Origin of the sequence: Paraburkholderia unamae (assembly GCF_003096875.1) — a bacterium.
Taxonomy (GTDB): domain Bacteria; phylum Pseudomonadota; class Gammaproteobacteria; order Burkholderiales; family Burkholderiaceae; genus Paraburkholderia; species Paraburkholderia unamae.
The window spans coordinates 56,676-79,724 of the sequence record NZ_QEOB01000009.1 but is presented as its reverse complement, the minus strand read 5'-3'; the positions used below and the strand labels follow the sequence as shown (position 1 = coordinate 79,724).

17 protein-coding genes are annotated in these 23,049 nt (G+C 66.4%); 7 read left to right on the top strand and 10 right to left on the bottom strand.

The annotated features are described in order from the left end of the window. Nucleotides 1-25 precede the first annotated feature (25 nt). The 3 genes from xdhC to xdhA are packed head-to-tail and all read right to left on the bottom strand — an operon-like array spanning nt 26 to nt 4,549. Nucleotides 26-616, bottom strand: a complete 591-nt coding sequence (xdhC, locus tag C7402_RS19570; RefSeq protein WP_116611747.1) for a xanthine dehydrogenase accessory protein XdhC — start codon at nt 614-616, stop codon at nt 26-28. Beyond that, nucleotides 613-2,979, bottom strand: coding sequence for a xanthine dehydrogenase molybdopterin binding subunit (xdhB, locus tag C7402_RS19565; RefSeq protein ID WP_112172476.1), 2,367 nt, complete (start codon nt 2,977-2,979; stop codon nt 613-615). Before xdhB ends, xdhC begins: the two co-directional genes overlap by 4 nt. Nucleotides 2,980-3,019: 40 nt before the next feature. Continuing rightward, nucleotides 3,020-4,549, bottom strand: coding sequence for a xanthine dehydrogenase small subunit (gene xdhA / locus C7402_RS19560; protein ID WP_116611746.1), 1,530 nt, complete (start codon nt 4,547-4,549; stop codon nt 3,020-3,022). Between the two features lie 475 nt (nt 4,550-5,024). Here xdhA and C7402_RS19555 point away from each other — a divergent pair, with 475 nt between their 5' ends. Next, nucleotides 5,025-6,236: an MFS transporter gene (locus tag C7402_RS19555; protein WP_112172474.1), complete on the top strand. Its 1,212-nt coding sequence runs from the start codon at nt 5,025-5,027 to the stop codon at nt 6,234-6,236. An 87-nt stretch (nt 6,237-6,323) separates the two neighbouring features. Here C7402_RS19555 and C7402_RS19550 read toward each other — a convergent pair whose 3' ends face one another. The 3 genes from C7402_RS19550 to aspT (C7402_RS19540) all read right to left on the bottom strand — a co-directional run bounded on the left by C7402_RS19550 (nt 6,324) and on the right by aspT (C7402_RS19540) (nt 11,584). Beyond that, on the bottom strand, nt 6,324-7,985 hold the full coding sequence (locus C7402_RS19550) for a bifunctional aspartate transaminase/aspartate 4-decarboxylase (protein ID WP_112172666.1): 1,662 nt from the start codon (nt 7,983-7,985) through the stop codon (nt 6,324-6,326). A gap of 135 nt (nt 7,986-8,120) precedes the next feature. Continuing rightward, entirely contained in the window at nt 8,121-9,806 is a 1,686-nt protein-coding gene (aspT, locus tag C7402_RS19545) for an aspartate-alanine antiporter (RefSeq protein ID WP_112172473.1), read from the bottom strand. Between the two features lie 95 nt (nt 9,807-9,901). After that, nucleotides 9,902-11,584: an aspartate-alanine antiporter gene (gene aspT / locus C7402_RS19540; protein ID WP_116611745.1), complete on the bottom strand. Its 1,683-nt coding sequence runs from the start codon at nt 11,582-11,584 to the stop codon at nt 9,902-9,904. Between the two features lie 613 nt (nt 11,585-12,197). On the opposite strand from aspT (C7402_RS19540), the gene C7402_RS19535 reads away from it, so the two are divergent. Beyond that, on the top strand, nt 12,198-13,244 hold the full coding sequence (locus C7402_RS19535) for a LysR family transcriptional regulator (protein ID WP_116611744.1): 1,047 nt from the start codon (nt 12,198-12,200) through the stop codon (nt 13,242-13,244). A 177-nt stretch (nt 13,245-13,421) separates the two neighbouring features. Here C7402_RS19535 and C7402_RS19530 read toward each other — a convergent pair whose 3' ends face one another. Further along, the gene (locus C7402_RS19530) at nt 13,422-13,946 is read right to left on the bottom strand and encodes a plasmid fertility inhibition factor family protein (RefSeq protein ID WP_165841923.1); all 525 of its coding nucleotides are present in this window, start codon (nt 13,944-13,946) and stop codon (nt 13,422-13,424) included. A 150-nt stretch (nt 13,947-14,096) separates the two neighbouring features. On the opposite strand from C7402_RS19530, the gene C7402_RS19525 reads away from it, so the two are divergent. Both C7402_RS19525 and C7402_RS19520 read left to right on the top strand, forming a co-directional pair. Then, the gene (locus C7402_RS19525) at nt 14,097-14,906 is read left to right on the top strand and encodes a crotonase/enoyl-CoA hydratase family protein (protein WP_116611743.1); all 810 of its coding nucleotides are present in this window, start codon (nt 14,097-14,099) and stop codon (nt 14,904-14,906) included. A 191-nt stretch (nt 14,907-15,097) separates the two neighbouring features. Beyond that, nucleotides 15,098-16,918 carry a winged helix-turn-helix domain-containing protein gene (locus tag C7402_RS19520; RefSeq protein ID WP_244314882.1) on the top strand — a complete coding sequence of 607 codons (1,821 nt, stop codon included), beginning with the start codon at nt 15,098-15,100 and terminating at the stop codon, nt 16,916-16,918. A 66-nt stretch (nt 16,919-16,984) separates the two neighbouring features. Here C7402_RS19520 and C7402_RS19515 read toward each other — a convergent pair whose 3' ends face one another. After that, a complete protein-coding gene (locus C7402_RS19515; protein WP_133254507.1) occupies nt 16,985-17,251 on the bottom strand; it encodes a hypothetical protein in 267 nt (88 codons plus the stop codon). Nucleotides 17,252-17,307: 56 nt separating this feature from the next. On the opposite strand from C7402_RS19515, the gene C7402_RS48015 reads away from it, so the two are divergent. The 3 genes from C7402_RS48015 to C7402_RS19505 all read left to right on the top strand — a co-directional run bounded on the left by C7402_RS48015 (nt 17,308) and on the right by C7402_RS19505 (nt 20,110). Beyond that, complete coding sequence (locus C7402_RS48015) at nt 17,308-17,433, top strand: hypothetical protein (RefSeq protein WP_279635563.1); 126 nt, start codon at nt 17,308-17,310, stop codon at nt 17,431-17,433. Between the two features lie 189 nt (nt 17,434-17,622). Continuing rightward, the gene (locus tag C7402_RS19510) at nt 17,623-18,807 is read left to right on the top strand and encodes an MFS transporter (RefSeq protein WP_116611741.1); all 1,185 of its coding nucleotides are present in this window, start codon (nt 17,623-17,625) and stop codon (nt 18,805-18,807) included. Between the two features lie 145 nt (nt 18,808-18,952). Next, on the top strand, nt 18,953-20,110 hold the full coding sequence (locus C7402_RS19505; protein ID WP_116611740.1) for an MFS transporter: 1,158 nt from the start codon (nt 18,953-18,955) through the stop codon (nt 20,108-20,110). Nucleotides 20,111-20,186: 76 nt separating this feature from the next. Here the strand turns inward: C7402_RS19505 and fahA are convergent, their stop codons facing one another. Together fahA and hmgA are read right to left on the bottom strand one after the other, a co-directional pair. Beyond that, nucleotides 20,187-21,500: a fumarylacetoacetase gene (fahA, locus tag C7402_RS19500; protein WP_181565591.1), complete on the bottom strand. Its 1,314-nt coding sequence runs from the start codon at nt 21,498-21,500 to the stop codon at nt 20,187-20,189. Continuing rightward, nucleotides 21,497-22,846 (bottom strand): homogentisate 1,2-dioxygenase, encoded by a 1,350-nt coding sequence (hmgA, locus tag C7402_RS19495; RefSeq protein ID WP_116611739.1) that lies wholly within the window; start codon nt 22,844-22,846, stop codon nt 21,497-21,499. The genes fahA and hmgA overlap by 4 nt, the downstream gene beginning before the upstream one ends. Nucleotides 22,847-23,049 lie beyond the last annotated feature (203 nt).

The following is a 23,049-nucleotide window of genomic DNA, read 5'->3' as shown; positions in this document are numbered from 1 at the left end:
TGCGTTGCTCGTGCGCTCGCTACGATCAGGCGCGCGCCAGCTCGACCGTTCTCACCGCAGCCGGGCGCTGCGCCACCCGCATCTGCATGAGTTGCGCGGCCACGGCCACCGCAATCGACGAAGGGGCCTTGTCGACGATCCCCGTCACGCCGATCGGGCATGTCATCTCGTCGAGGCGATCCTCGACCACGCCGCGCTCCATGAGCCGCCGCTCGAACTTCACGCGCTTCGTTTTCGAGCCGATCAGCCCGAACCACGCGAAATCGCGCCGCCGCATGATGCGCTCGGTCAGCTCGAAATCGAGCGCGTGATTGTGCGTCATCACGAGGAAGTACGCGCCGGCAGGCGCTTCGTCGACGATCGCGGCCGGCGTGTCGGTGGCTTCGATCTGCACGTTGGCGGGCACCTCGTCGGGGAACAGTTCGTCGCGCTCGTCCACCCATTGCACCACGCACGGCAGCATGCCGAGCAGCGTCACCAGCGCGTGACCCACGTGGCCCGCGCCGAACAGCACGATATGCATGGGCCCGTAGTGCGGCACCGGCGTGCTGCGGCGGCCGATGATCACGCGCCCGGTTTCGTCCACGCGCACGCAATGGTCAGGATGCCGATTCATTTTGCTGCCCCCTCGCGCGCCATCGTCCGAACCGCGCGCACGCCCTTCAGGATTTCCTCGGCGGTGGCGGGCGCATTCATCGGCGGATTGAAACGGTAGTCGGCCACGCTCGCCACGGCGTCGCGAATCGCGAAGAACACCGAGAACGGCAACAGCAACGGCGGCTCGCCCACGGCCTTCGAGCGATGGATGCTGTCTTCCGCGTTGCGGTTCTTGAAGAGCTTCACGTTGAATTCGGCGGGCGTGTCGTTCACGGTCGGGATCTTGTATGTGGACGGCGCGTGCGTCATGAGCTTGCCGTCCGGCTTCCACCACAGTTCTTCCGTGGTGAGCCAGCCCATGCCCTGGATGAAGCCGCCTTCCACCTGGCCCACGTCGAGCGCGGGGTTCAGCGACGCGCCCACGTCGTGCAGCGCATCGGCGCGCAGCACGCGCATTTCGCCCGTGAGCGTGTCGATCACGACTTCCGAAACCGCCGCGCCATACGAATAGTAGTAGAACGGCCGCCCGCGCAACGTGGCCTGGTCCCAGTACAGCTTGGGCGTGGTGTAGAAACCATCGGACCAGAGCTGCACGCGCGCGAGATAGGCCTTCGAAACCAGCGTCTCGAACGGCACGATCGTCTCGCCCACGATCACGGACTCGTTGGCAAAGATCACGTCGGCGGCGTTGACTTCGCCCTTGCCGTAGGTCGTCGCGGCGAGCGCGGCGAGGCGCTCGCGCAACTGGCGCGCCGCGTCCTGCGCCGCCTTGCCGTTCAGGTCGGTACCGGTCGATGCCGCCGTGGCGGAGGTGTTCGCCACCTTGCTCGTGTCCGTCGCGGTCACACGCACGCGGCCAAACTCGATGCCCAACTCATGCGCCACGACCTGCGCGACCTTCGTGTTCAGCCCCTGGCCCATTTCGGTGCCACCATGGTTCACGAGCACCGAACCGTCGGTGTAAATGTGAACGAGCGCGCCCGCCTGGTTGAAGTGCGTGACGTTGAACGCGATGCCGAACTTCACCGGCGTGAGCGCGATGCCCTTCTTGAGCACCTCGTTGTTCGCGTTGAATTCGCGGATCGCCGCGCGCCGTGCGCGATAGCCGCTCGTCTCGGCCAGCTCGTCGATCAGCTCGTGAATGACGTTGTCCTCGATCACCTGGCCGTAGGGCGTCTCGTTGTTCTGCGTCTTGCCATAAAGGTTGCGGCGGCGCACGTCGAGCGAATCGAGGCCGAGCGAGCGCGCCACGTCGTCCATGATGTACTCGATCGCGAACGCGCCCTGCGGGCCGCCGAAGCCGCGAAACGCCGTGTTCGACTGCGTATTGGTCTTGCCGCAGAAACCGGCGATCGATACATCGGGCAGCCAGTACGCGTTGTCGAAGTGGCAAACCGCGCGCGTCATCACCGGGCCCGAAAGGTCGGCGGAAAAGCCGCAGCGCGAAGTCATGTCGACCGAAACGCCTTCGATCGTGCCTTGATCGTCGTAGCCCACTTCATACGTGTAGTGGAAATCGTGGCGCTTGCCCGTGACCATCATGTCGTCGTCGCGGTCGGGGCGCAGCTTCACGGGGCACAGCAGCTTCCACGCGGCGAGCGCCGCGCAGCACGCAAAGAGGCCAGATTGCGATTCCTTGCCGCCGAAGCCCCCGCCCATGCGGCGGCATTCCACGAGCACGTTGTGCGAGGCGACGCCCAGCACATGCGCGACGAGGTGCTGCATTTCGCTCGGGTGCTGCGTGGAGCACCACACGTGCATGCCGTCGTCGTCTTTCGGCACCGCGTAGGCGATCTGGCCTTCGAGGTAGAACTGCTCCTGCCCGCCCAGCAGCATCTCGCCTTCGTGGCGGTGCGCGGCGCGTGCGGCGCGCGTGGACGCCTCGCCGCGCGCGAGCTTCATCGGCGGCAGCACGGACTGGTTGGCGGCACGCGCCTGCTGCGCCGTGAGCACGGCGGGCAGTTCTTCGTACTGCACCTCGGCGCGGCGCGCGGCCTGGCGCGCCGTGTCGTGCGACGTCGCCACCACGATGAACATGGGCTGGCCCACATACTGCACGACGCCGTCGGCAAGCACCGGATCGTCGTGGATGATCGGACCGCAGTCGTTCACGCCGGGGATGTCCTCGGCCGTGAGCACAGCTACGACGCCGGGCGTGGCGCGCACCTTCGCGAGATCCATCGAAACGATGCGCGCGTGCGGCTTCTGCGAAAGGCCGAGCGCGGCGTGCAGCGTGCCGGCCACGACCGGAATGTCGTCGGTGTAAGTGGCGCGCCCGCTCACGTGCAGATGCGCGGATTCGTGCGGACGCGAGACGTGCACTTGCGCGAAGGGCTCCCGCGCCTTGAGTTCGTCCAGGAACGGTTCGGCTTGCTGGTTCATTGTTTCGTTCTCCGTATGTCTCTTCCGGTTCCTGAATCTCTCAAGCCGTTTCCGCGGCGACGTTGCGCACGTTGACCGACTGCGGCGCGAGCGGGTTATGCGCACGCGTTTCGAGCCAGAAGCGGTACAGCGTGTTTTTCGCGGCTTCGAGGCGGTAGTCGCTCGTCGCGCGCATGTCGGAAAGCGGCGCGTAGTCGTTGCCGAGCGCGATCATCGCGGCCTGCGCCGTGGCCTCGTGCCATTGCGCGTCGGCGAGCACGCCTTCCGCGTGAGCCGCGCGCTTCGGCGTGGCCGCCATGCCGCCAAAGGCGATGCGCGGCTCGCGGATCACATCGCCGTCGGCGATATAGGCGAACGCGGCGCACACGGCCGAAATGTCCGAGTCGAAGCGCTTCGACACCTTGTACGTGCGAAAGCGCAGGTTCGCGCGCGCGCCGGTGCGCGTGGGCACCTTGAGCGCGAGCACGAACTCGTGCTCGGCCATGTCCTTCTTCTGGTACGCAAGATAAAGGTCTTCGAGCGGCATTTCGCGCTCTATCTCGCCGCCGCGCAGCACCACGCGTGCACCCAGGGCGATCAACCCCGGCATCGAGTCGCCGATGGGCGAGCCGTTCGCGACGTTGCCGCCGATGGTGCCCGCGTTGCGAATCGGCAGCGAAGCGAAGCGCTGCCACATCTCTTCGAGTTCCGGGTAGTGCTTCGCGAGTTCCGCATAGCCACGCTCGACGGTAACGCCCGCGCCGATCTCGATCCACGTGTCGCTCACGTCGATGTTGCGCATCGCGTCGACCTGGCCCACGTAGACGATGTCGCCAAGCTCGCGCATCTGCTTCGTGACCCACAGCCCGATGTCGGTGCTGCCCGCGAGGATGCGCGTATTCGGGCGCTCGGCCTTGATGGCGGCCAGCGCCTCGACGGTGCGCGGCGCATCGTAGCGCTGGCCGCGGTGCGCGTAGTGGAAGGTGTCCTGGCGTTCGAGCGTGGCGAGCGTTTGCGCGAGCGCCTTCACGTCGACGGGCTGCTTCGGCGCGTCGGCCTGGAACATCTGCTCGGCGGCGTCGAGAATCGGCCGGTAGCCGGTGCAGCGGCACAGATTGCCCGTGAGCGCGTTGGCGATCTCGTCGCGCGAAGGCACGCTGCAAGCGCCCTTTGCGCCGCAAGCGTGGCCACCCTGCTCATGGCCATGCTTCTCGTAGAGCGCCCACATCGACATCACGAAACCCGGCGTGCAAAAGCCGCACTGCGAGCCGTGGCAGTCGACCATGGCCTGCTGCACGGGGTGCAGCGAGCCGTCGGGCTGGCGCAGGTCTTCGACGGTGAACAGCGCACGGCCGTCGAGGGTCGGCAGGAACTGGATGCAGGCGTTCACCGCCTTGAAACTCACGCCACCCGCCTCGTTGCGCTCGCCCACCACGACGGTGCAGGCGCCGCAGTCGCCTTCGGCGCAGCCTTCCTTGGTGCCGGTGCAGCGCGCGTCTTCGCGCAGGTATTGAAGGACGGTGCGGGTGACGCCCGCGTCGCTGACTTCGCGGATCGCGTTGCGGTGATAAAAGCGGATCGGCTGGCTCATGATTTCAGGCTCGTCGTTGGCTGCGGCTCGCAAAAGGCGTATGCCGCTCGAGTGGACGGTTCGAAAATTATCACTGCCAATATTGGCAACCCATAGCTACAGGAGCATGGGGGATATATCGTTGAATCGATAAATCGACGTGTTGCGGCGGCCGCACGCTTATGTTGAAGCGACTGGATTGCGTTAATTTCTTCTCGATTATCGTAAAACAGACATTACCATCTGACGATTTACCTGCCGTAAATGGCCAGGCGCCGCACGAACGGTCGGATCGAAAGGCGCCATTCGCGCGAAATGGCGCCAACATCGCGCAATAGCGCCGCAACTCCGGGACGCCTCGGATGGGTAGCAAAGCCCGTCAAATCCGCGAAAAACGCGTGTTCCGCCGGTCGGAACAGCTTTTCAATTTCTGCATAAAAACCGGTTCCATGTGACAATCACGCCTTTCCCGCCGTTATCCATCCGCGTTTTCCCCATGTCCGCAGATTTGGCGCCCAGGCGCAACGCCGCATCGACGACCTTGCAGATCATTCCGGTCGTCTTTTTCACCTTCCTCTGTTATCTGACGATCGGCATTCCGCTCGCCGTGCTGCCGGGCTACGTGCATAACGACCTCGGTTTCAGCACCGTGGTGGCGGGTGCGGCGATCAGCGTGCAGTACATCGCCACGCTCTGCTCGCGCGCGCTCGCGGGCCGCTCGGCGGACACGCTCGGCCCCAAAAAAACGGTGACGATCGGCCTGACGATCTGCGGCGCGAGCGGCGTGCTCCTGCTGCTCGGCACACTCGTCGATCACTGGCCTGGCCTCTCGCTCACGCTGATCGTGGTGAGCCGCCTGCTGCTCGGCTGCGGCGAAAGCCTGTGCGGCACGGGCGCGATTCTCTGGGGCATCGGCCGCGTGGGCACGGCCCACAACGCCAAGGTGATCTCGTGGAACGGCATCGCCACCTATGGCGCGCTCGCGATCGGCGCGCCGCTCGGCGTGGAGATGGCGCATTACCTCGGCTTCTGGATGCTCGGCATTTCGGTCATCGCCATGGCCGCGCTCGGTTTCTGGCTCGCACGCCCGATCGCGCCGGTGCCCATCGTGCACGGCGAGCGCATGTCGTACCGCAGCGTGTTTACGCGCGTGCTGCCGCACGGCATCGGCCTCGCGCTCGGCTCGGCGGGCTTCGGCTCGATCGCCACCTTCATCACGCTGTTCTACGCGGCGCGCCACTGGCCCAACGCGGCCTTCACGCTCACCGTGTTCGGCCTGATGTTCATCGGCGCGCGCCTGTTGTTCGCCAACACCATCAAGCGCTTCGGCGGCTTTCGCGTCGCCATCGCCTCGTTCTCGTTCGAATGCGCGGGCCTCTTGCTGCTGTGGCTCGCGCCCACGCCGCAGATCGCGCTCGCGGGCGCGGCGCTCACGGGCTTCGGCTTCGCGCTCGTGTTCCCGGCGCTCGGCGTCGAGGCGGTCGGGCTCGTGCCGCCCGCGAGCCGCGGTGCGGCGCTCTCGGCGTACTCGGTGTTCCTCGATCTCTCGCTCGGCATCACCGGCCCGCTCGCGGGCTATGTCGCGAACCTGTTCGGCTATGGCTCGGTGTTTCTGTTCGCCGCGATCGCGGCGGCTGCCGCCGTGGCACTTTCGGTTTCGCTCCATCGCAAAAGCGTGCGCAGCGCCCAGGAAACGAAGGCCGAATAAAAAAACCGCATCCGGCGCACAGCGCCCGATGCGGTCCGAAGCCTCACCCACGGCGGCGGCCCGACGAGCCGCCACCGCTTCCCTTCCCTACTTCTTCACGGCAGTCGGATCGAGCTTCTTGCCGGTTGCCTCGTTGTAGCGCTCCACATATTCCTCGGTGAGCTTGCGCACCGCGCGGCCGATCTTGCGGTAGTCGGACTCGTTGAGGTTGGCGAGCGACACACGCCCCGACGGATGCGGCGTGCCGAAGCCCTTGCCCGGCAGCAGCACCACGCGCGCCTCGGCCGCAAGGCGGAACAGCAGTTCGTTGGGCTTCACCTGCTTGAGCAGCCAGTCGACGAAGTCGCGCCCGAAGCGCTTCTCGCCCATGTATTCCATGTCGAGAATCGTGTAGTAGTCCACCTGATTCGGATCGCCCTCGGCGTACGGCACGCCCATTTCCTCGAAGAGCGCGCGCTTGCGGTTGCGGATCAGGCGCTTCAGCGCGTTCTTGTACGCGTCCGGCGTGTCCATGAGCGAGAACAGCGAGAACAGCACCATCTGCACCTGCTGCGGCGTGGAGAGGCCCGCCGTGTGATTGAGCGCCACGGTGCGGCTGTCGGCCACGAGACGGTCGATGAACTTGAGCTTGTCCGGCTCGGTGGTGATCGACTCGTAGCGCTTGTGCAGTTCCTTCTTCTCGTCTTTCGGGAGCTTGGCGAGCGTATGGTCGAGCACGTTGTCGCGGTGCGTTGCGATCGCGCCCAGACGCCAGCCCGTCGCGCCGAAGTACTTTGAGTAGGAGTACACGAGAATCGTGTTCTTCGGCGCGAGCGCGAAGAGCGAGACGAAGTTGTCGGCGAAGGTGCCGTACACGTCGTCGGTCAGGATGATGAGATCCGGACGCTCCTTCACGATATCGGCGATGTATTCGAGGCTCGCGTCGTCGATCTTCACCGAAGGCGGGTTGCTCGGGTTCACGAGGAAGAAGGCCTTGACCTTCGGGTCGCGCAGCTTGTCGAGCTCCTTCTTCGAATACTGCCAGTTGTTCTCCACGGTGGCGTCGAGATGCACCACGTTGAGCTGATAGTCGTTGAGCTCGGGAATCTCGATGTAGGGCGTGAAGATCGGCATGCCGAGCGCGATGGTGTCGCCCGGCTTGATGAGGAAGTTCTCGCGCATCGTGTTGAAGATGTACGTCATGGCCGCCGTGCCGCCTTCCACCGCGAACACGTCGAACTCGCCCACGAACGGATGCTTGCCGATCATCTCGCGGCGCAGGTACTGGCCGACGATGATCTCAGAAAGCTTGAGCATGCGGTCCGGCACCGGGTAGTTGCAGGCGAGGATGCCTTCGCACATCTCATAGAGGAAGTCGCCCGCCGAGAGGCCGAGCTGGTCGCGCACGTACGACACCGCGCCCGCAAGGAACTTGATGCCGGGCTGGCCCTTGTTCTCGCGCACGAACAGGTCGAAGCGCTCGACGATACCTTCGCGCTGCGGAAAGCCGCCCACGCCTTCGGGCATGTAGGCGAACGAGCGCTCCGATTCGCGCATGGCGAACAGGCCCAGTTGCCAGAAGCCGTGGCGCGGAATGGTGGCAAGGAAGTTGGGGTTGCCGCGGCCCGCGTTGAGCATCGCGAGATTGGCGGGGCGCGCGGCCGCGCCGCCGCCGGCCGCCTTGATCAGCTCGTCCTTGAGTTCGAACGGGCTCAGTGCGTCGAGGCCGGACTTCTGCTTTGCGCCGCTGTCTTTAGCTTTCGTTGCCATGGTGCTCTCCATTGGTAGACGTGACGCGTGCCGTGCACCCTTCCTGCGCGTTTGCGCTCGCGCGCACCGGCCCGCGGTTTCGACAGATCAGGAAAGCGGACCGCCCGCACACGCGCGGCCCGCATCGACTTCATGTCATGCAAGACCGACCACGAGCGGCCCGAGCAGCGTAAGCAGCACGTTGGCGATCGCGTAGGTAATGGCGAACGGCACGGTGGGCACCGCGCTTTCCGCCTTGTCGAGAATGCCGCCGAAGGCGGGGTTCGCACTGCGCGAGCCGGACAGCGCGCCCGCCAGAATGGCCGCGTTGTTGTACTTGAGCACGTAACGGCCGAACAGCATCGTGAGGATGAGCGGCACGATCGTCACGACCACGCCGAGCAGGAAGATCGTGACCCCGCTCTGCTTGATCGTAACGACCGCCTGGAGACCCGAGTTCAGGCCCACCACCGCGACGAACGCCGCGAGCCCGAAGTCCTTGAGCAACTGCGAAGCCGCCGGGGGCATCACGCCGTACATCGGGTGCTTGCCGCGCATCCAGCCGAACACGAGACCCGCGAGCAGGCAGCCGCCGCCCGAGCCGAGCGTGAGCGGAATGCCCGCCACGTTCACGACCAGGAGACCGATCAAGAGCCCGAGCACGAGGCCGACGCCCATGTAGATGAAGTCGGTCTTGTTGCTATAGGCCAGCTCGTAGCCGGCCGCCTGCACCGCGCGCTTGGTGTCGGTGGCGGTACCGTAGATCGTCACGACGTCGCCGTGTTCGAGCTTCGTTTCCGCCAGCAGCGGCACAGGCTGGCCCACACGCTCGATCTTCTCGATGTACACGCCGTGGCGCAGATCGCGGTCCACGTTCTTGCGCACTTCGGCAATCGTGGTGTGGTTCATGCCCTTCTTCGTGAAGACGAGCTGACGCGTCTGCATGACGAGGCTCATGCCACCGGAGTCCGGCACTTCCGGCCCGATCAGCGCGCCCACTTCGACCATCTGCTCGCGGCGGCCCACGACTAGCACGAGGTCGTCTCGGCTCAGCACGAAGTCAGGCGTGGCGTCGAGCAGCTTGCCCGCGCGGCGGATCTTCTCGACCGCAACGAAGTCCTGCTCGGCCAGTTCGATCTGCTTGACGGTTTTGCCTGCCGCCGCTTCGACGCGGAACACGCGGCCGAACAGTTCGGGCAGCGCGGTGATCTGCCCCGGCCCCGAGGCGGCGCTGCCACCCGACATTTCGCGCTCGGCGTCGGCGGAGGCGTCCTTGAGGCTGCGGCCCATGAACTTCGGCAGGATGTTCACGCAGACGATGATGGCGCCGAGCGAGCCGAACACGTAGGTCACGGCGTAGCCGATCGCGACGTCGGCCTGCATGGCCTTCACCTGGTCGGGCGGCAGGCCGAGGCGCGCAATCGCGTCGCCGGCCGTGCCGATGATGGCCGACTGCGTCATGCCGCCCGCGGCGAGACCGGCGGCGAGGCCCTTGTTGAGGTGAAACAGCTTCGCGCAGACGAGCACGGTGGCGAGGCCCGCGAGCGCCATGAACACGGCCATGGCGATCTCGCGCAGCGTCTTGCGGTTGAGCGAGTTGAAGAAGCCCGGGCCCGAGTCGTAGCCCACCGCGTAGATGAACACGGCGAACATCACCGCCTTCACGCCGTTGTCGACCGTGACGCCGACCTGGCTCACGACGACGGCGGCGAGCAGCGAGCCGCCCACCCCGCCTAACTGGAACTTGCCGAAGTTGATCTGGCCGATCCAGTAGCCGATCGCCAGTGATAAAAATAGCGCGATTTCCGGAGATTTGTGAAAGATGTCATGTAGCCATTCCATCATGCCCTCGCTTTGGGAAAGAACCGCCCGTTGCAGATGAGGATGACCGGCTCGCGCGACGCCTTGCGGCGCAATGCCCGAACCGCCGGCCGATCTCAGCCAAACTTCGCCGCGAGCCCGACCACGACGGGCCCCATGAGCGGCAAGAGGATGTTCGACAACGCATAGGTGATCGTGTAGCCGATCACCGGAGTCGAGTTGCCCGTAACGCCGACGAGCGCACTGATCGCCGGCGTGCTGCACTGCTGGCCTGCAATCGCGCCGAGCAGCATCGGCGCTTCGAGCTTGAGAAACATGTGCCCGATCCAGAGTGAAAGGAGCCCGGGAATCAGCACCATCAGAATGCCGGCGGCGGGCAGCGCGAGGCCGTACTCGCGCACGAGCTTGATGGCGTCGGGACCGGCCGAAAGCCCCACGGCCGCGATGAAGGTCGCGAGGCCGAAGTCCTTGAGCACCTGCGCGGCCGCCGAAGGCAGCGAGCCGACCACCGGAAAATGCGAGCGCGCCCAGCCGAACAGGAGCCCGGTGAGCAGGCACCCGCCGCCCGTGCCGAGCACGAGCGAGACGCCGCCCACGTTCAGGCTGAAGCGGCCGATCAGCATGCCGAGCAGCACGCCGAGGCCGAGATAGACGAAGTCGGTTTTCTGGGTCTGCTGGATCACGTAGCCGAGGCGCTTCGCCCCGCGCGCCACATCCGAAGGCGCGCCGAGCAGCGTGAGCACGTCGCCGCGATGCACGACCGTGCCGGGGAGCGCCGGAACCGTGGTGTCGAGCCGCGTGATCGCGCCCACGTAAATGCCGCGCCCGGCTTCGGGCGACGCGCGCTCGCGCATCTGCGCGAGCGTGAGGCCGTTGACGTCGCGCCGCGTAACCATCACGTCCACGCGCTGCGCAAGCAGATTGGTGAAGCCCTCGCCCGACACCTCTTCGCCCAGCGCGCCCGCGGCCTCGACCATCGGCTCGCGGCGCCCGGCGATGAACACGGTGTCGCCCGGTTGCAGCACGAACTGCGCGTCGGCCTCGATCTGGCGGCCCGCGCGCAGCACCCGCTCGATCGTGATGTTGTTGCCGAAGCGCGCTTCGAACGCGGCGACGGCCGTGCCCGCCGCAGGCCCCGCCAGGAACGCGCGCCCCACGAGCGGGGGCAGCGCGAGCCGCTGCCCTTCGTCGAGCGCGCCGTCGCCGCCGAGCTTGCGATACAGGCGCGCGGCCTCCTCGCGCAGATTCACGCGCAGGATGAGCGGCGCGACCTGGCTTGTGAACAGCACGATGGTGATGAGGCCAAAGAGGTAACTCACGCTATAGGCGGTCACGACGTGCGCCTGCAACGTGCTCACCTGGGCCTCGCTCAGGCCGAGCTTGGCGATCGCCTCGGAAGCCGTGCCGATTACGGCCGACTCCGTGGCCGCGCCCGCGAGCAGGCCCGCCGCGGTGCCCGCGTCGAGCTTCATCGTGACGACGGCGATCATGATGAGCGTCATGACCGAGACGATTTCGATAATAGACAGGATTCCATAGCGCCAGCCGCGCCCGACGTTCGCGAAGAACTGCGGGCCGCCCGTGAAGCCGAGCGCGAAGATGAAGAGCGCGAAGGCGATATTCTTCAGGTCCGGCGCGATGCGCGCGCCGGTTTGCCCGAGCACGAGCGCGACGATCAGCGTGCCGCACACGCCCCCGAGCGATATTGGCCCAAAGCGGATCGAGCCAATCAAATAACCAAGCGCAAGGCTGATGAACAGGGCAATCTCGGGTTGGGACTTCAGCAATTCGACGATCATGTCTGGTCTGCGAATTTACGTTTTAGTTAGCCCGAAAGCAGCTTCGAAATTGGCGCTGAATGCGCATAAAAGAACATGCGCACGCCCGGCACGTGTTTATTGCTTCTATGCGCAACAGTTCTTTCGCATAGCAATAAAATCAGGACGCGTGCTAATTTCCGGCATTCGCCATTGCAGTGAATTTCCGGTCACGGACCGCTTGCAACTCACTGAAAACATGGACAAAACGGTTACAAATCTTGGCAGGCGTGTCAGACATCGATCCCTCGCGAGCTTGCATTGAATCGGGAAAACCGCTATCCGTAACACACGCACATTTGAAAGGTGCGACAGCACGTAACGCATTCGTCATTCAATTCCCATGCCAGATGAGTACTGAATCTTTTACAACCGCGAAACGCTGCTGCTTGTTGAGATAGATATTGTAATTCCCACGGACTGTCAATATGATTTTTGTTCAACCACCGCTATCGTTCATACGAGGGGTATTGGAACAGGCGTCGCGCCACGCAATGCCGCCGCTCGTGGATAAAGAAAGGCAGTCACCGTTTTTGCGCAGTTTCCCTGGAGTTTCTTCCGGCCGGTCCATGCATTGAGCATATGAGGCTAAACCATGAACCAGATACACGCCATGCGCGTCTTTGTCAGGGTCGCCGAATCGCAAAGCTTCCGTCGCGCGGCCCAGCAACTCGACGTGTCGAATGCGCTCGTCACCCGGTCAGTCGCGATGCTCGAAGCGCATCTGAACACACGCCTCATCAATCGCACCACGCGCAATCTCTCGCTGACCGAAGCTGGCCTGCGTTATCTGGAGGGCTGCCGCTGCGTGCTCGAAGAACTCGATCATCTGGAGAGCACCGTCGCGCATACCGAAAGCGAGCCTAGCGGCACGCTGCGCGTCGTTGCCGCGGGCGCGCTCTCGCTCGCCACGCTCACGCCGCTCATCGACGGCTACCGGCGCCTCTACCCGCGCGTGAACGTGCGCCTCACGCTCGCGGAGCGTCCCGTCGATCTCGTGGAGGACGGCTTCGACGTGGGCATCGTCGGCGCCTCACCCGCGCGCAACGGCGAGTTCGTGGAGCGCGCGCTCGGCACCACCACCTTCGTGCCCTGCGCCTCCCCCGCGTGGCTCGCCGAGCATGGCGAGCCGCACACGCCGGGGCAACTCGCGCAGGTCGCGGCGGTCGCGCTGCCGCCCGAGGAGCGCAGCGCGACCTGGCAGTTCGCGCGAGCGGGCGAGCGCGCGCAGCAAGTCACGTTGAAGCCCGGCTACGCGGTCAACAACATGCTGATGGTGCGCCTCGCGGCGCTGGCGGGAATGGGCGTGGCGATCGTGCCCGCAACGCTGGTCGCCGAGGACATCGCCGCCGGCACGCTGCGGCGCTTGCTGCCCGACTACGAGATCGACGACCCGGACGCCCGCATGTCGATCGTCTATCCGAGCCGCCAGTATCTGCCCGCGAAAACGCGCCGCTTCGTCGACTACACGGTCGAGCACTTCGAGCATGCGTGCGACGGCGGCGGCGCGGCGGCGGTGGGCGCAACGAGTGCGGCGGCGGGTGGGGCAGGTGTGGCGGCAGCGGGTGCTGCGGTCGCGCCCGCGCGGGCGCTCAATGTGGCGGCGGGCAGCGCGGCGTTGCATGCGATGAGCCGCGGCTGAGCGACGGTCAGGCGGCTATCGAGTCGCTACCAAGTCGCTACCAAGCGTGGCGTTTGGCCCCGATTGTCTAGCGCGTTAGCGAACATTCGCTGCGCGCGCAGCGCTTTACCGCCCGGTTCACGGCTCGGTTCACGGCTCATTCACGCCTCGAAGCCGGCGCGCCGGCGCACGTGCGCTTCAAGGCGCGCTGGCGTCGCCAAAGCCGGGGAACTCCGCATCGCACGCGCCGCACAGCTCGCGCAGTATCGCCACTTCGCGCTCGTGCACTTCGACGGGCAGCCACAGCGCACCCGCCCACGCGAGATAGCGCGCGCGATGCTGGCCATTGCGAAACGCCACCACGCCCTCGTGCGCGAGGCCGAGCCAGCCCGCGAGTCCCGAGGATCGACGCCGGGAGATCGTCACGTAGGGCATTTGCGGCACGCGTTCGCCGTGCGGATCGAGAAACTCGCGAATGCCGCGCACCTTGCCGCTATGCCAGTCGTCGACGGGCTTGAGCACATAGTCGGTGTCGTCGCGGTCGGCGCACAGGAGCAGCTTGTGCAGATCGACAATCACGACTTCATGACGCGTGCCGTCGGTGGTGAAAACGCGCTTGAGGCGCACGTGATCGTACGAGGGGTGGTCGGGCAACGGAACGGTCCACAAGGGTCCACAGGCTGGGGACGGCGAGGAATCCGAAACGGATGTGAAGCTGGACATGGACGTCGATTGCATGCGAAGTGAAAACGTGGCTCACGAAATTAAAACCGACCTAAGCTACGGACGGACCATGAAATTTTTATGACGAATGTGAACCGCCGCAAAGAACCTTGACGAACCCCGGCGGCGGCCCGCATCGCGGAGGCGCACATGAACATCGAAACGTTCGGCGAGCACGTTCGCATCGAAGTGCAAGACCCTCAGAATCCTGTAGCAACTCTCGTGCTCGATCGGCCCGCGCGCCGCAACGCCATCGACCGGCCCGTGGCGAACGCGCTCGCCGCCGCCTTCGCGCGCTTCGAGTCCAACGCGCAATGGCTGGCAGGCGTCCTGTACGGCGCGGGCGGCACGTTTTGCGCGGGCGCGGACCTCACGGCGCTCGGCGACGACGCGCGCCGCAACGAGATCCACGTCGACGGCAGCGGCCCAGGCCCGCTCGGTCCCACGCGCATGGCGCTCGGCAAGCCCGTGATCGCGGCGGTGGCGGGTCATGCCGTGGCGGGCGGGCTGGAACTGGCGTTGATGTGCGACCTGCGCGTGATCGAGGAAGACGCCGTGCTCGGCGTGTTCTGCCGCCGCGTGGGCGTGCCGCTCATCGACGGCGGCACCGTGCGCCTGCCGCGCCTCATCGGTCTCTCGCGCGCGCTCGACCTGATCCTCACGGGGCGCGCGGTCGACGCGCAGGAAGCGCTCGCGTTCGGCCTCGCCAATCGCGTGGTCGGCAAGGGCGAGGCGCGCGCCGCGGCCGAGCGGCTCGCCGCGCAACTGGCCGCGTTGCCTCAAGCGGCGCTGCTCGCGGACCGCCGCTCGGCGCTCGAAAACAGTGCATTGCCCGACCTGCAAGAAGCGCTGCGCCGCGAGGGTGCGCTCGGCTATCGCGCGGTGCTCGACGAAGGACTGGCGCTAGCGGCGCGCTTCGCAGCGGGCGCGGGCCGTCACGGCGGGCCGCTCGACGGTTGAACGAGAGATGCACCACGCTTGACGCTTGAAGGCGCGCGCTCGACCCACTACATTGAAATTGATTCGCGCCGCTGCCCCCGCCGCTCCTGCCGCCATTCGCCATGACGTCGAGCCCACTCGCGTCTCGCGGCAATCCTCAGACGAACCGCCCCGGCGCCCCTTCCCTGATGCCGCATCACGGGAGCGACCTCATGCCGACGGATCGAATCATCCGCTTCGCGGATTTCGAGCTCGACGTCGAGCGGTACCAGCTGCGTCGCAGTGGCGTAGACGTGCGGCTGGAGCGGTTGCCGATGGATCTGCTGATCCTGCTTGCCTCGCGCCGCGGCGAGTTGCTCACGCGCGCCGATATCGTCGACAGACTGTGGGCCGGCAGCCCCTTTCGCGACACCGACAACGGGCTGAACACCGCAATCCGCAAGATCCGCATCGCACTCGCGGACGACCCGGCCGCGCCGCGCCACCTCATCACGGTGAAGGGCAAGGGCTACCGCTTCGACGGCATCCTGCCCGCGCCGCTGGAGGCGCACGACGCCGCCACTTTCGCCGCGCACGACGCGCCCGCCGCAAGCGAGGCCGGGCAAGCGCAGCGCGCCGTGCGCATGCTGGTGCTGCCGTTCGCGAACCTCACCGGCGACGCAAGCCAGGAGAGCCTGTGCAGCGCGCTCGCCGATGAAATCTCGGTGACGCTCGGCGCGCTCAACCCCGAGCGGCTCCTGACGATTGCGCGCACCACGGCGGGGCGTTACCGCGCGACACAAAAGAGCATCGGCGAGATCGCGCGCGAACTGAAGCTCGACTATGTGCTCGAAGGGTCGCTCGCGCGCGCCGGCGCGCAAACGCGCATCCTCACGCGCCTCATCCGCTGCGCCGACGAAGTGCAGATCTGGAGCCGCGCGCACGAAAGCGCCACGCAAGGCGCGCTCGACATGCTCAAGGAAGCCGTCGCGGCGCTCGCCGAAGATCTCGCCTCCACGCTCTCCGAGCAGCAGCGCACGCGCCTCGCGCGGCGTCTTCCCGTTGATCCGGCGGCGCACGACGCGTACGTGCGCGGACGCTTTTTCTGGTATCGCCGCGTGCATTTCGAGGCGGGCTTTTCCGCGCACCACGGTATCGACGGCGAGGACTTCGTGCGCAGCCGCACCTACTTCGAGGCGGCGCTCGAACGCGACCCGAGCTACGCGCTCGGCTACACAGGCCTTTCGAACTACTACGGATCGACGGTCGTGCATGGCTTCATCGCGCCCGACGACGGCTGGCCGGTCGCGCGCGCGCTCGCCGAAAGCGCGCTCGAACTCGACCCGGACCTGCCCGAGGCGCACCACGCGCTCGCGGCCGTGCGCTACTTCTACGACTGGGACTGGGGCCACGCCGAAGCGGGCTTCCAAGAGGCGCTGCGGCGCAATCCGAGCTACCCGGAGGCGCACCGCCTCTACGCGCGCCTGCTGGTCGCCGCGGGCCGCCGCGCGGAGGGCGACGCCGCGATGGAGCGCGCGGAACGCATCGACCCGCTGGCGTTCCAGGGATCGCGCGCGTTCGGTCTGGTGATGTCGGGCAGACACGCGGACGTCGTGAACGAGTACCTGGCGCCCGGTCATATGGACCATCCGCCGCTCGTCTATCAACTGCTCGCCACCGCGTTCGAAGTGAAGAAGCTCTATGCGCAAGCCGTGGAAGCCACCGTGGAGGCGCTCGAGCGCTGCAACCAGCACGCGCGCGCGACGACCATACGGGTGCAATGGGAGGCGGGGGGATATGACGCGGTGCTGCGCTGGTATCTCGAAGACCTGCTCGCGCGGCGGCACAGCCGCTACACGTCGCCGTTGCTCATCGCCGAGGCCTATGCGCGCCTCGCGCAGCCCGACGAGATGTTCCACTGGCTCGAAACGGCGCTCGCCGAGCGCAGCTCACGGCTGTGCGAGTTGCGCACGAACCCGTGGTTCGCGCCCTGGCGTCCGACGGGACGCATGCGCCTGATCGAAAAACACATTGGCGGCGACGCGACGCGCTGAACGATTGGCGCAGATCGCAAGCGCCCGTCGCGTCGCCGTCCTGATACCTGGGTCTGCCCGGGTATCTCAGTTGCCGTGGTAAAGCCCCTGGTTCAACGCCTTCATCTGGCCCGACTGCTCGGCGCGCACCAGATCCTGATAGACCTGCGCGTGCGAGAGCGCCGTCGGCGCGCCCGAGGCGCCCGTCGACATCGGTGTGCCACCCACGTCCTGCGCGGCCGGCGGCGTGCTGGCCTGGGCCTGGTCGTCACTTTGCGCCTGGGCTAGCGCGCTACCTGCGAAGAAGGCGGCCGCTGCGGCCACCGCGATGCGGACTGTGTTCATCGTGTTCATGTCATCGCTCCAGGAAAGTTGCGCATGCTCGGGGTCCGCCATGCGCGGGACGGACGATGCCAGAGGGTGACGGCGAGGACGCCGTGCCGGCGGGCGGGCCGGACGGTGCGGGGTGGCGCGGGCTGGATCGTGTCGCTATCGTGCTGCCCGCCCGCACGTTGCGCCATGCACGCAATCTGTAGAAATCGTCAAGAAATGTGAACACGCAATGACCGTGGAGACGCGCCCCGCGCGAGCAAAACTGTTGCTTTCCGGCAGCGATGAAAAGCGTGCCGTATGCGTTGTGTCAGGTTTCAGTACAATTCCGCGTTGACTTAAATTACGACGGCTTCGGGCTTGCACCGGCCGCCAACCCGCGCCGACTCCACGCCATGCCCCTGCCCCTTCTCGCCCTTGCCGTCGCCGCTTTTGGTATCGGTACCACCGAATTCGTCATCATGGGCCTGCTGCCCGACGTCGCGCGCGACCTGAGCGTCTCGATCCCGGCGGCGGGCATGCTCGTTTCGGCCTACGCGCTCGGCGTGACGATCGGCGCGCCCATCGTCGCCATCGCCGTTGCGAACGTGCCGCGCAAGCAGGCGCTCATGCGGCTGATCGGCATCTTCATCGTCGGCAACCTGTTGTGCGCGCTCGCGCCGAACTACTCGATCCTGATGGCCGCGCGCATCGTCACCGCGTTCTGCCACGGCGCGTTCTTCGGCATCGGCTCGGTGGTCGCGGCGGGGCTCGTCGCGCCGAACCGGCGCGCCCAGGCCATCGCGCTCATGTTCACGGGCCTCACGCTCGCCAACGTGCTGGGCGTGCCGCTCGGCACCGCGCTCGGCCAGCTCGCGGGCTGGCGCACGACCTTCTGGGCCGTGACCGTCATCGGCATTCTCGCGGCGGCGGCGTTGCAGGTGTGCCTGCCCGCGAAGATCGAAATGCAGAAGGCGAGCCTCGTGCATGAGTTCGGCGTGCTGAAGAATCCGCAGGTGCTGATGGTGCTCGGCATGAGCGTGCTCGCCTCGGCCAGCCTCTTCGCGGTGTTCACCTACATCACGCCGATTCTCGAAGACGTGACCGGCTTCTCGCCGCACGAAGTCACCTTCGTGCTGCTGCTGTTCGGCCTCGGCCTGACGGTGGGCAGCACGCTGGGCGGCAAGCTCGCCGACTGGAAGCTCATGCGCTCGCTGCTCACGTTCCTCGCCATGATCGCCGTGGTGCTCGCCGTGTTCTCGCTGACCATGCACGACCCGATCGCGGCGATGGCGACGATCTTCGTGTGGGGCATTCTCGCGTTCGCGATCGTGCCGCCGCTGCAAATGCTGATCGTCAACCGCGCGAGCGACGCGCCCAATCTCGCCTCCACGCTCAACCAGGGCGCGTTCAATCTCGGCAACGCGGGCGGCGCGTGGATCGGGGGCGTGGCGATCAGCGCGGGCGCGCCGCTCACGGCGCTGCCGTGGGTGGGCGTGGTCACCGCGTTCGCGGCGCTCGCGCTCACGCTGGTCTCGGCGCAGATCGACCGGCGCGCGCGCCGCCGCGTGGCGGTCTCGGGACCGACTTCCTGCGCGTGAGACTTCGCGATGCGCGCGTGGGCGGGCAGGCGTCGCGCTGAGGCGCATTGAAGTGCACTAAAGCACACTGAGCCGCATCGCGTCTGCGCAATCCGAGGCCCGGCCACGCCGCGTTATTCACGCGGGCGTAGTAGCATTGCGCCCGATGAAAACCGTCCTCACCCGCGACTTTCTCGCGCTGATCCTGAGCGTGGCCGTGGTCGGCCTCGGCTCCGGCGCGACCCTCCCGCTCACCGCCCTCGCCCTCACCGACGCCGGCTACGGCACCGCCATCGTCGGCCTGCTCACCGCCGCGCAGGCGTTGGGCGGCCTGGCCGTCGTGCCGCTCACTGCGTGGATTTCCACGCGCTTCGGCTCGCGCCAGGTGATCGTCGGTTCGGTGCTGACCGTGGCCATCGCCACCGCGCTGATGCAGACGAGCGCCAACCTGTGGCTGTGGGCGATCCTGCGCATGCTCTGCGGCGCGGCGCTCATGCTGCTCTTCACGATTGGCGAGGCCTGGGTCAACGAGCTCGCCGACGACTCGAACCGCGGCCGCGTGGTCGGCATCTACGCGACCACCTTCACGCTGTTCCAGATGTCGGGGCCCGTGCTCGTGAGCCAGATCGCGGGCTACACGGCGTGGCGCTTCGCGGTGTGCGGCGCGATCTTCCTCATCGCGCTGCCGATGCTCGCCGCGATCCGCACGAATGCGCAGCAAACCGACATGCACGAGCCGCACGGCAGTTGGCGTCACGTCATGCCGAAAATGCCCGCGCTCATCATCGCCACCGGATTTTTCGCGCTGTTCGACACGCTCGCGCTGTCGCTCCTGCCGCTCTTCGCGATGGGTCACGGCATCGACAGCGAAGTGGCCGTGCTGTTCGCCTCGGTCGTGCTGCTCGGCGACACGATCATGCAGTTCCCCATCGGCTGGCTCGCCGACCGGCTGGGACGCGAGCGCGTGCATGCGCTCATGGGCGTGATCGTCGCGGTGCTGCTGCCGCTGCTACCCTTCGTGGTCGATACGCCCTGGCTGCGCTGGCCGCTCCTCTTCGTGCTGGGCGCGGCGGCGGGTTCAATCTATACGCTGGCGATCGTCGCGTGCGGCGAGCGCTTCACGGGCGTCGCACTCGTTTCCGCGAGCGCGCTCGTGAGCGCCGCGTGGAGCGCGGCGAGCTTCGGCGGCCCGATCGTCACGGGCGCGCTGATGGAGCACGCGGGGCGCGATGCGATGCTGTGGGTGCTGTTCGCGGGCGCGCTGGTGTTTCTCGGCGCGCTGCGCTGGGAGCGCTTGCGGGGAATCGCGCAAGCGCGCGCATAACGCGTGAGCCAATGAAAAAACAGCCGATGCGCTATCGAAGCGCATCGGCCGTTTTGCTTTTCAGATTACAGCGTCTTTACTTCAGCGCAGGCAGGATCTTGCCCACGCACGCGCCGAAGCCCACGCGATACCCCTCGCCCTGGCACCAGCCCGCGAGCGTGAGTTCGTCGCCGTCCTCGATGAAGCCGCGCGTGCCGCCACTTTTGAGTTCGAGCGGATTCTTCGCGTTCCACGTGAGTTCGAGCAGGCTGCCGAACGAGTCGGGCGTCGGGCCCGAGATCGTGCCCGAGCCCATCAGGTCGCCCACGCGCGTGTTGCAGCCCGCCACGGTGTGATGCGCGAGCTGCTGCGCCATCGTCCAGTACATGTGGCGGAAATTCGTGCGCGCGATGGTCGTCGCCTCTTGAACGCCTTCGGGACGCAGCAGCACTTCGAGCGAAATGTCGAAGGCGTGGTCGCCCTTGTGACGCAGGTAGTCGAGCGGCTGCGGCTCCTGCGCGGGCTGCGCGACGCGGAACGGCTCCAGCGCATCGAGCGTGACGACCCACGGCGAGATCGTGGACGCGAAGGTCTTGGCGTTGAACGGCCCGAGCGGCACGTATTCCCATTGCTGGATGTCGCGGGCGCTCCAGTCGTTGAGCAGCACCATGCCGAAGATGTGCTCCTCGGCGCTTTCGCACGCAATCGGCTCGCCGAGCGCATTGCCGCGCCCGACAATAAAGCCCGTTTCCAGTTCGATATCGAGCTTGCGGCATGCGCCGAACACCGGGCGCTCCTGATCGGGCAGCTTCAACTGGCCGTTCGGGCGGCGCACCGGCGTGCCGCTCACCACCACCGACGAAGCGCGCCCGTTATAGCCGATCGGCATCTCGGACCAGTTCGGCAGCAGCGCATTCTTCGGATCGCGAAACATTGAGCCCACGTTCGTGGCGTGTTCCTTCGACGAGTAGAAGTCGGTGTAGCCGGGAATCTCCACGGGCAGATGCAGCGTCGCATCGGCAAGCTTCACGAAGGCGCGCGCACGCAGCGCCGCGTCGTCGCGCAGCGTCGCGGTTTCGCGTGCGAGCAGCGACGAAAGCTGCACGCGCACGCTGCGCCACGTGTCGCGGCCAAGCGCGACGAAGTCGTTCAGCGCGGGGCGCGCAAATACGTTTTGTTGCGCGCTCGCGGGCAAGCGCAGCAGCCCGGCTTCGTGCAGCGCCGCGAGATCGGCCACGAGGTCGCCGATCGCCACGCCCACGCGCGGCTTCGCATTGTTTGCGTCGCTGAACACGCCGAACGGCAGGTTCTGGATCGGGAAATCGCTCTGCGCGTCGTTCGCGCTCTCGACCCAGCTCTTGCGTGCGGGATCGAGCGTCGCCTTGAGTTCGTCCGTCATGGTGCTGCTCATTGCTTCTCCGGATTGAAATGTTTCGTGAGGCCTTGCCAGCACTCGTAGTAATGCGCCTGCAACTGGCTCGTTTCGAGCGCGTAGCGCGTGGGGCGAATCAGCGATTTGGTCTCGAACATGAAGGCCATCGTGTCGCCGACCTTATGCGGTTTCGTCGTGTCGGAATGCGAGGCCTTCTCGAAGGTCTCCGCGTCGGGGCCGTGGCCCGACATGCAGTTGTGCAGGCTCGCGCCGCCCGGCACGAAGCCTTCGGCCTTGGCGTCGTACACGCCGTGCACGAGGCCCATGAACTCGCTCGCCACGTTGCGGTGATACCAGGGCGGGCGGAACGTGTTCTCGGCCGCGAGCCAGCGCGGCGGGAAGATCACGAAGTCGATCGCGTCGACGCCCGGCGTGTCCGTGGGCGAGTGCAGCACGAGGAAGATCGAGGGGTCCGGGTGGTCGTAGCTGATCGAGCCGATCGTGTTGAAGCGGCGCAGATCGTACTTGTAGGGCGCGAAGTTGCCGTGCCACGCCACCACGTCGAGCGGCGAGTGGCCGATGTCGGCGCGCCAGAGCTGGCCGTTGAGCTTGGTGACGAGTTCGAAGTCGCCTTCGCGGTCTTCATACGCGGCGACGGGCGTGAGGAAGTCGCGCGGGTTCGCGAGACCGTTCGAGCCGATCACGCCGAGGTCCGGCAGACGCAGCAGCGCGCCGAAGTTCTCGCAAATGTAGCCGCGCGCTTCGCCATCGGACAGGTCCACCGTGAAGCGCACGCCGCGCGGAATCACGACGATCTCGAACGGCTCGACGTCGAGGCGGCCCATTTCCGTGCGGATGGCAAGACGCCCCTGCTGCGGGACGATCAGCAGCTCGCCGTCGGTGTTGTAGAAGAAGCGGTCCACCATCGAGCGGTTCGCCGCGTACAGGTGGATCGCGCAGCCGCTCATCGAGGCCGCCGAGCCGTTGCCCGACATCGTCACCCAGCCGTCGATGAAATCCGTCGGCTCCGTGGGCATGGGCAGCGCGTCCCAGCGCAACTGGTTGGGCGGCGTGGGCGGCACGTCGCCGAAATCGGCGACGAGGCGCGGCGCGCCATTGACGTTCAGGCGCGAGGCGACCGGCGTGAACGGCTGATGCACCGCGCCCGGACGGATCCGGTAGAACCACGTGCGGCGGTTGTGCGAGCGCGGCGCGGTGAACGCGGTGCCCGAAAGCTGCTCGGCGTACAGGCCGTACGCGCAGCGCTGCGGCGAGTTCTGGCCCTCGGGCAACGCGCCCGGCAGCGCCTCGGTCGCGAATTCATTGGCGAAGCCGCTCATGTAGCCGTGCTGGACTTCGGTTGGGTGCCGCAGGGGTGCATTCATTGCTGTCTCTCCACGTTCTCGATTTACGGATGGTAAAACGAATTACGAATAGTGAAATTACGTGTAAACCCTGACGGACGCCCGATGGCCTCCAGAACCCGCTCGCACGGTCGATAACGTTATGACCAATCAGTCCATCCGGCGCGGCCGTGGACTGCTACCATCGAGTCATGCGGCCCCGAGTCGGGCCCGCGCCATTCACC

Bases quoted from the DNA above. Each gene is read 5' to 3' on its own strand.
- C7402_RS19525 (WP_116611743.1), top strand. From the start codon at position 14,097: ATGAACATCGAAACGTTCGGCGAGCACGTTCGCATCGAAGTGCAAGAC.
- C7402_RS19515 (WP_133254507.1), bottom strand. From the start codon at position 17,251: ATGAACACGATGAACACAGTCCGCATCGCGGTGGCCGCAGCGGCCGCC.
- C7402_RS19505 (WP_116611740.1), top strand. From the start codon at position 18,953: ATGAAAACCGTCCTCACCCGCGACTTTCTCGCGCTGATCCTGAGCGTG.
- hmgA (WP_116611739.1), bottom strand. From the start codon at position 22,846: ATGAATGCACCCCTGCGGCACCCAACCGAAGTCCAGCACGGCTACATG.
- C7402_RS19555 (WP_112172474.1), top strand. From the start codon at position 5,025: ATGTCCGCAGATTTGGCGCCCAGGCGCAACGCCGCATCGACGACCTTG.
- C7402_RS19520 (WP_244314882.1), top strand. From the start codon at position 15,098: ATGCCGACGGATCGAATCATCCGCTTCGCGGATTTCGAGCTCGACGTC.
- C7402_RS19510 (WP_116611741.1), top strand. From the start codon at position 17,623: ATGCCCCTGCCCCTTCTCGCCCTTGCCGTCGCCGCTTTTGGTATCGGT.
- C7402_RS19530 (WP_165841923.1), bottom strand. From the start codon at position 13,946: ATGTCCAGCTTCACATCCGTTTCGGATTCCTCGCCGTCCCCAGCCTGT.
- C7402_RS48015 (WP_279635563.1), top strand. From the start codon at position 17,308: ATGCCAGAGGGTGACGGCGAGGACGCCGTGCCGGCGGGCGGGCCGGAC.
- fahA (WP_181565591.1), bottom strand. From the start codon at position 21,500: ATGAGCAGCACCATGACGGACGAACTCAAGGCGACGCTCGATCCCGCA.
- aspT (WP_116611745.1), bottom strand. From the start codon at position 11,584: ATGATCGTCGAATTGCTGAAGTCCCAACCCGAGATTGCCCTGTTCATC.
- xdhC (WP_116611747.1), bottom strand. From the start codon at position 616: ATGAATCGGCATCCTGACCATTGCGTGCGCGTGGACGAAACCGGGCGC.
- C7402_RS19550 (WP_112172666.1), bottom strand. From the start codon at position 7,985: ATGGCAACGAAAGCTAAAGACAGCGGCGCAAAGCAGAAGTCCGGCCTC.
- xdhB (WP_112172476.1), bottom strand. From the start codon at position 2,979: ATGAACCAGCAAGCCGAACCGTTCCTGGACGAACTCAAGGCGCGGGAG.
- xdhA (WP_116611746.1), bottom strand. From the start codon at position 4,549: ATGAGCCAGCCGATCCGCTTTTATCACCGCAACGCGATCCGCGAAGTC.
- aspT (WP_112172473.1), bottom strand. From the start codon at position 9,806: ATGGAATGGCTACATGACATCTTTCACAAATCTCCGGAAATCGCGCTA.
- C7402_RS19535 (WP_116611744.1), top strand. From the start codon at position 12,198: ATGAACCAGATACACGCCATGCGCGTCTTTGTCAGGGTCGCCGAATCG.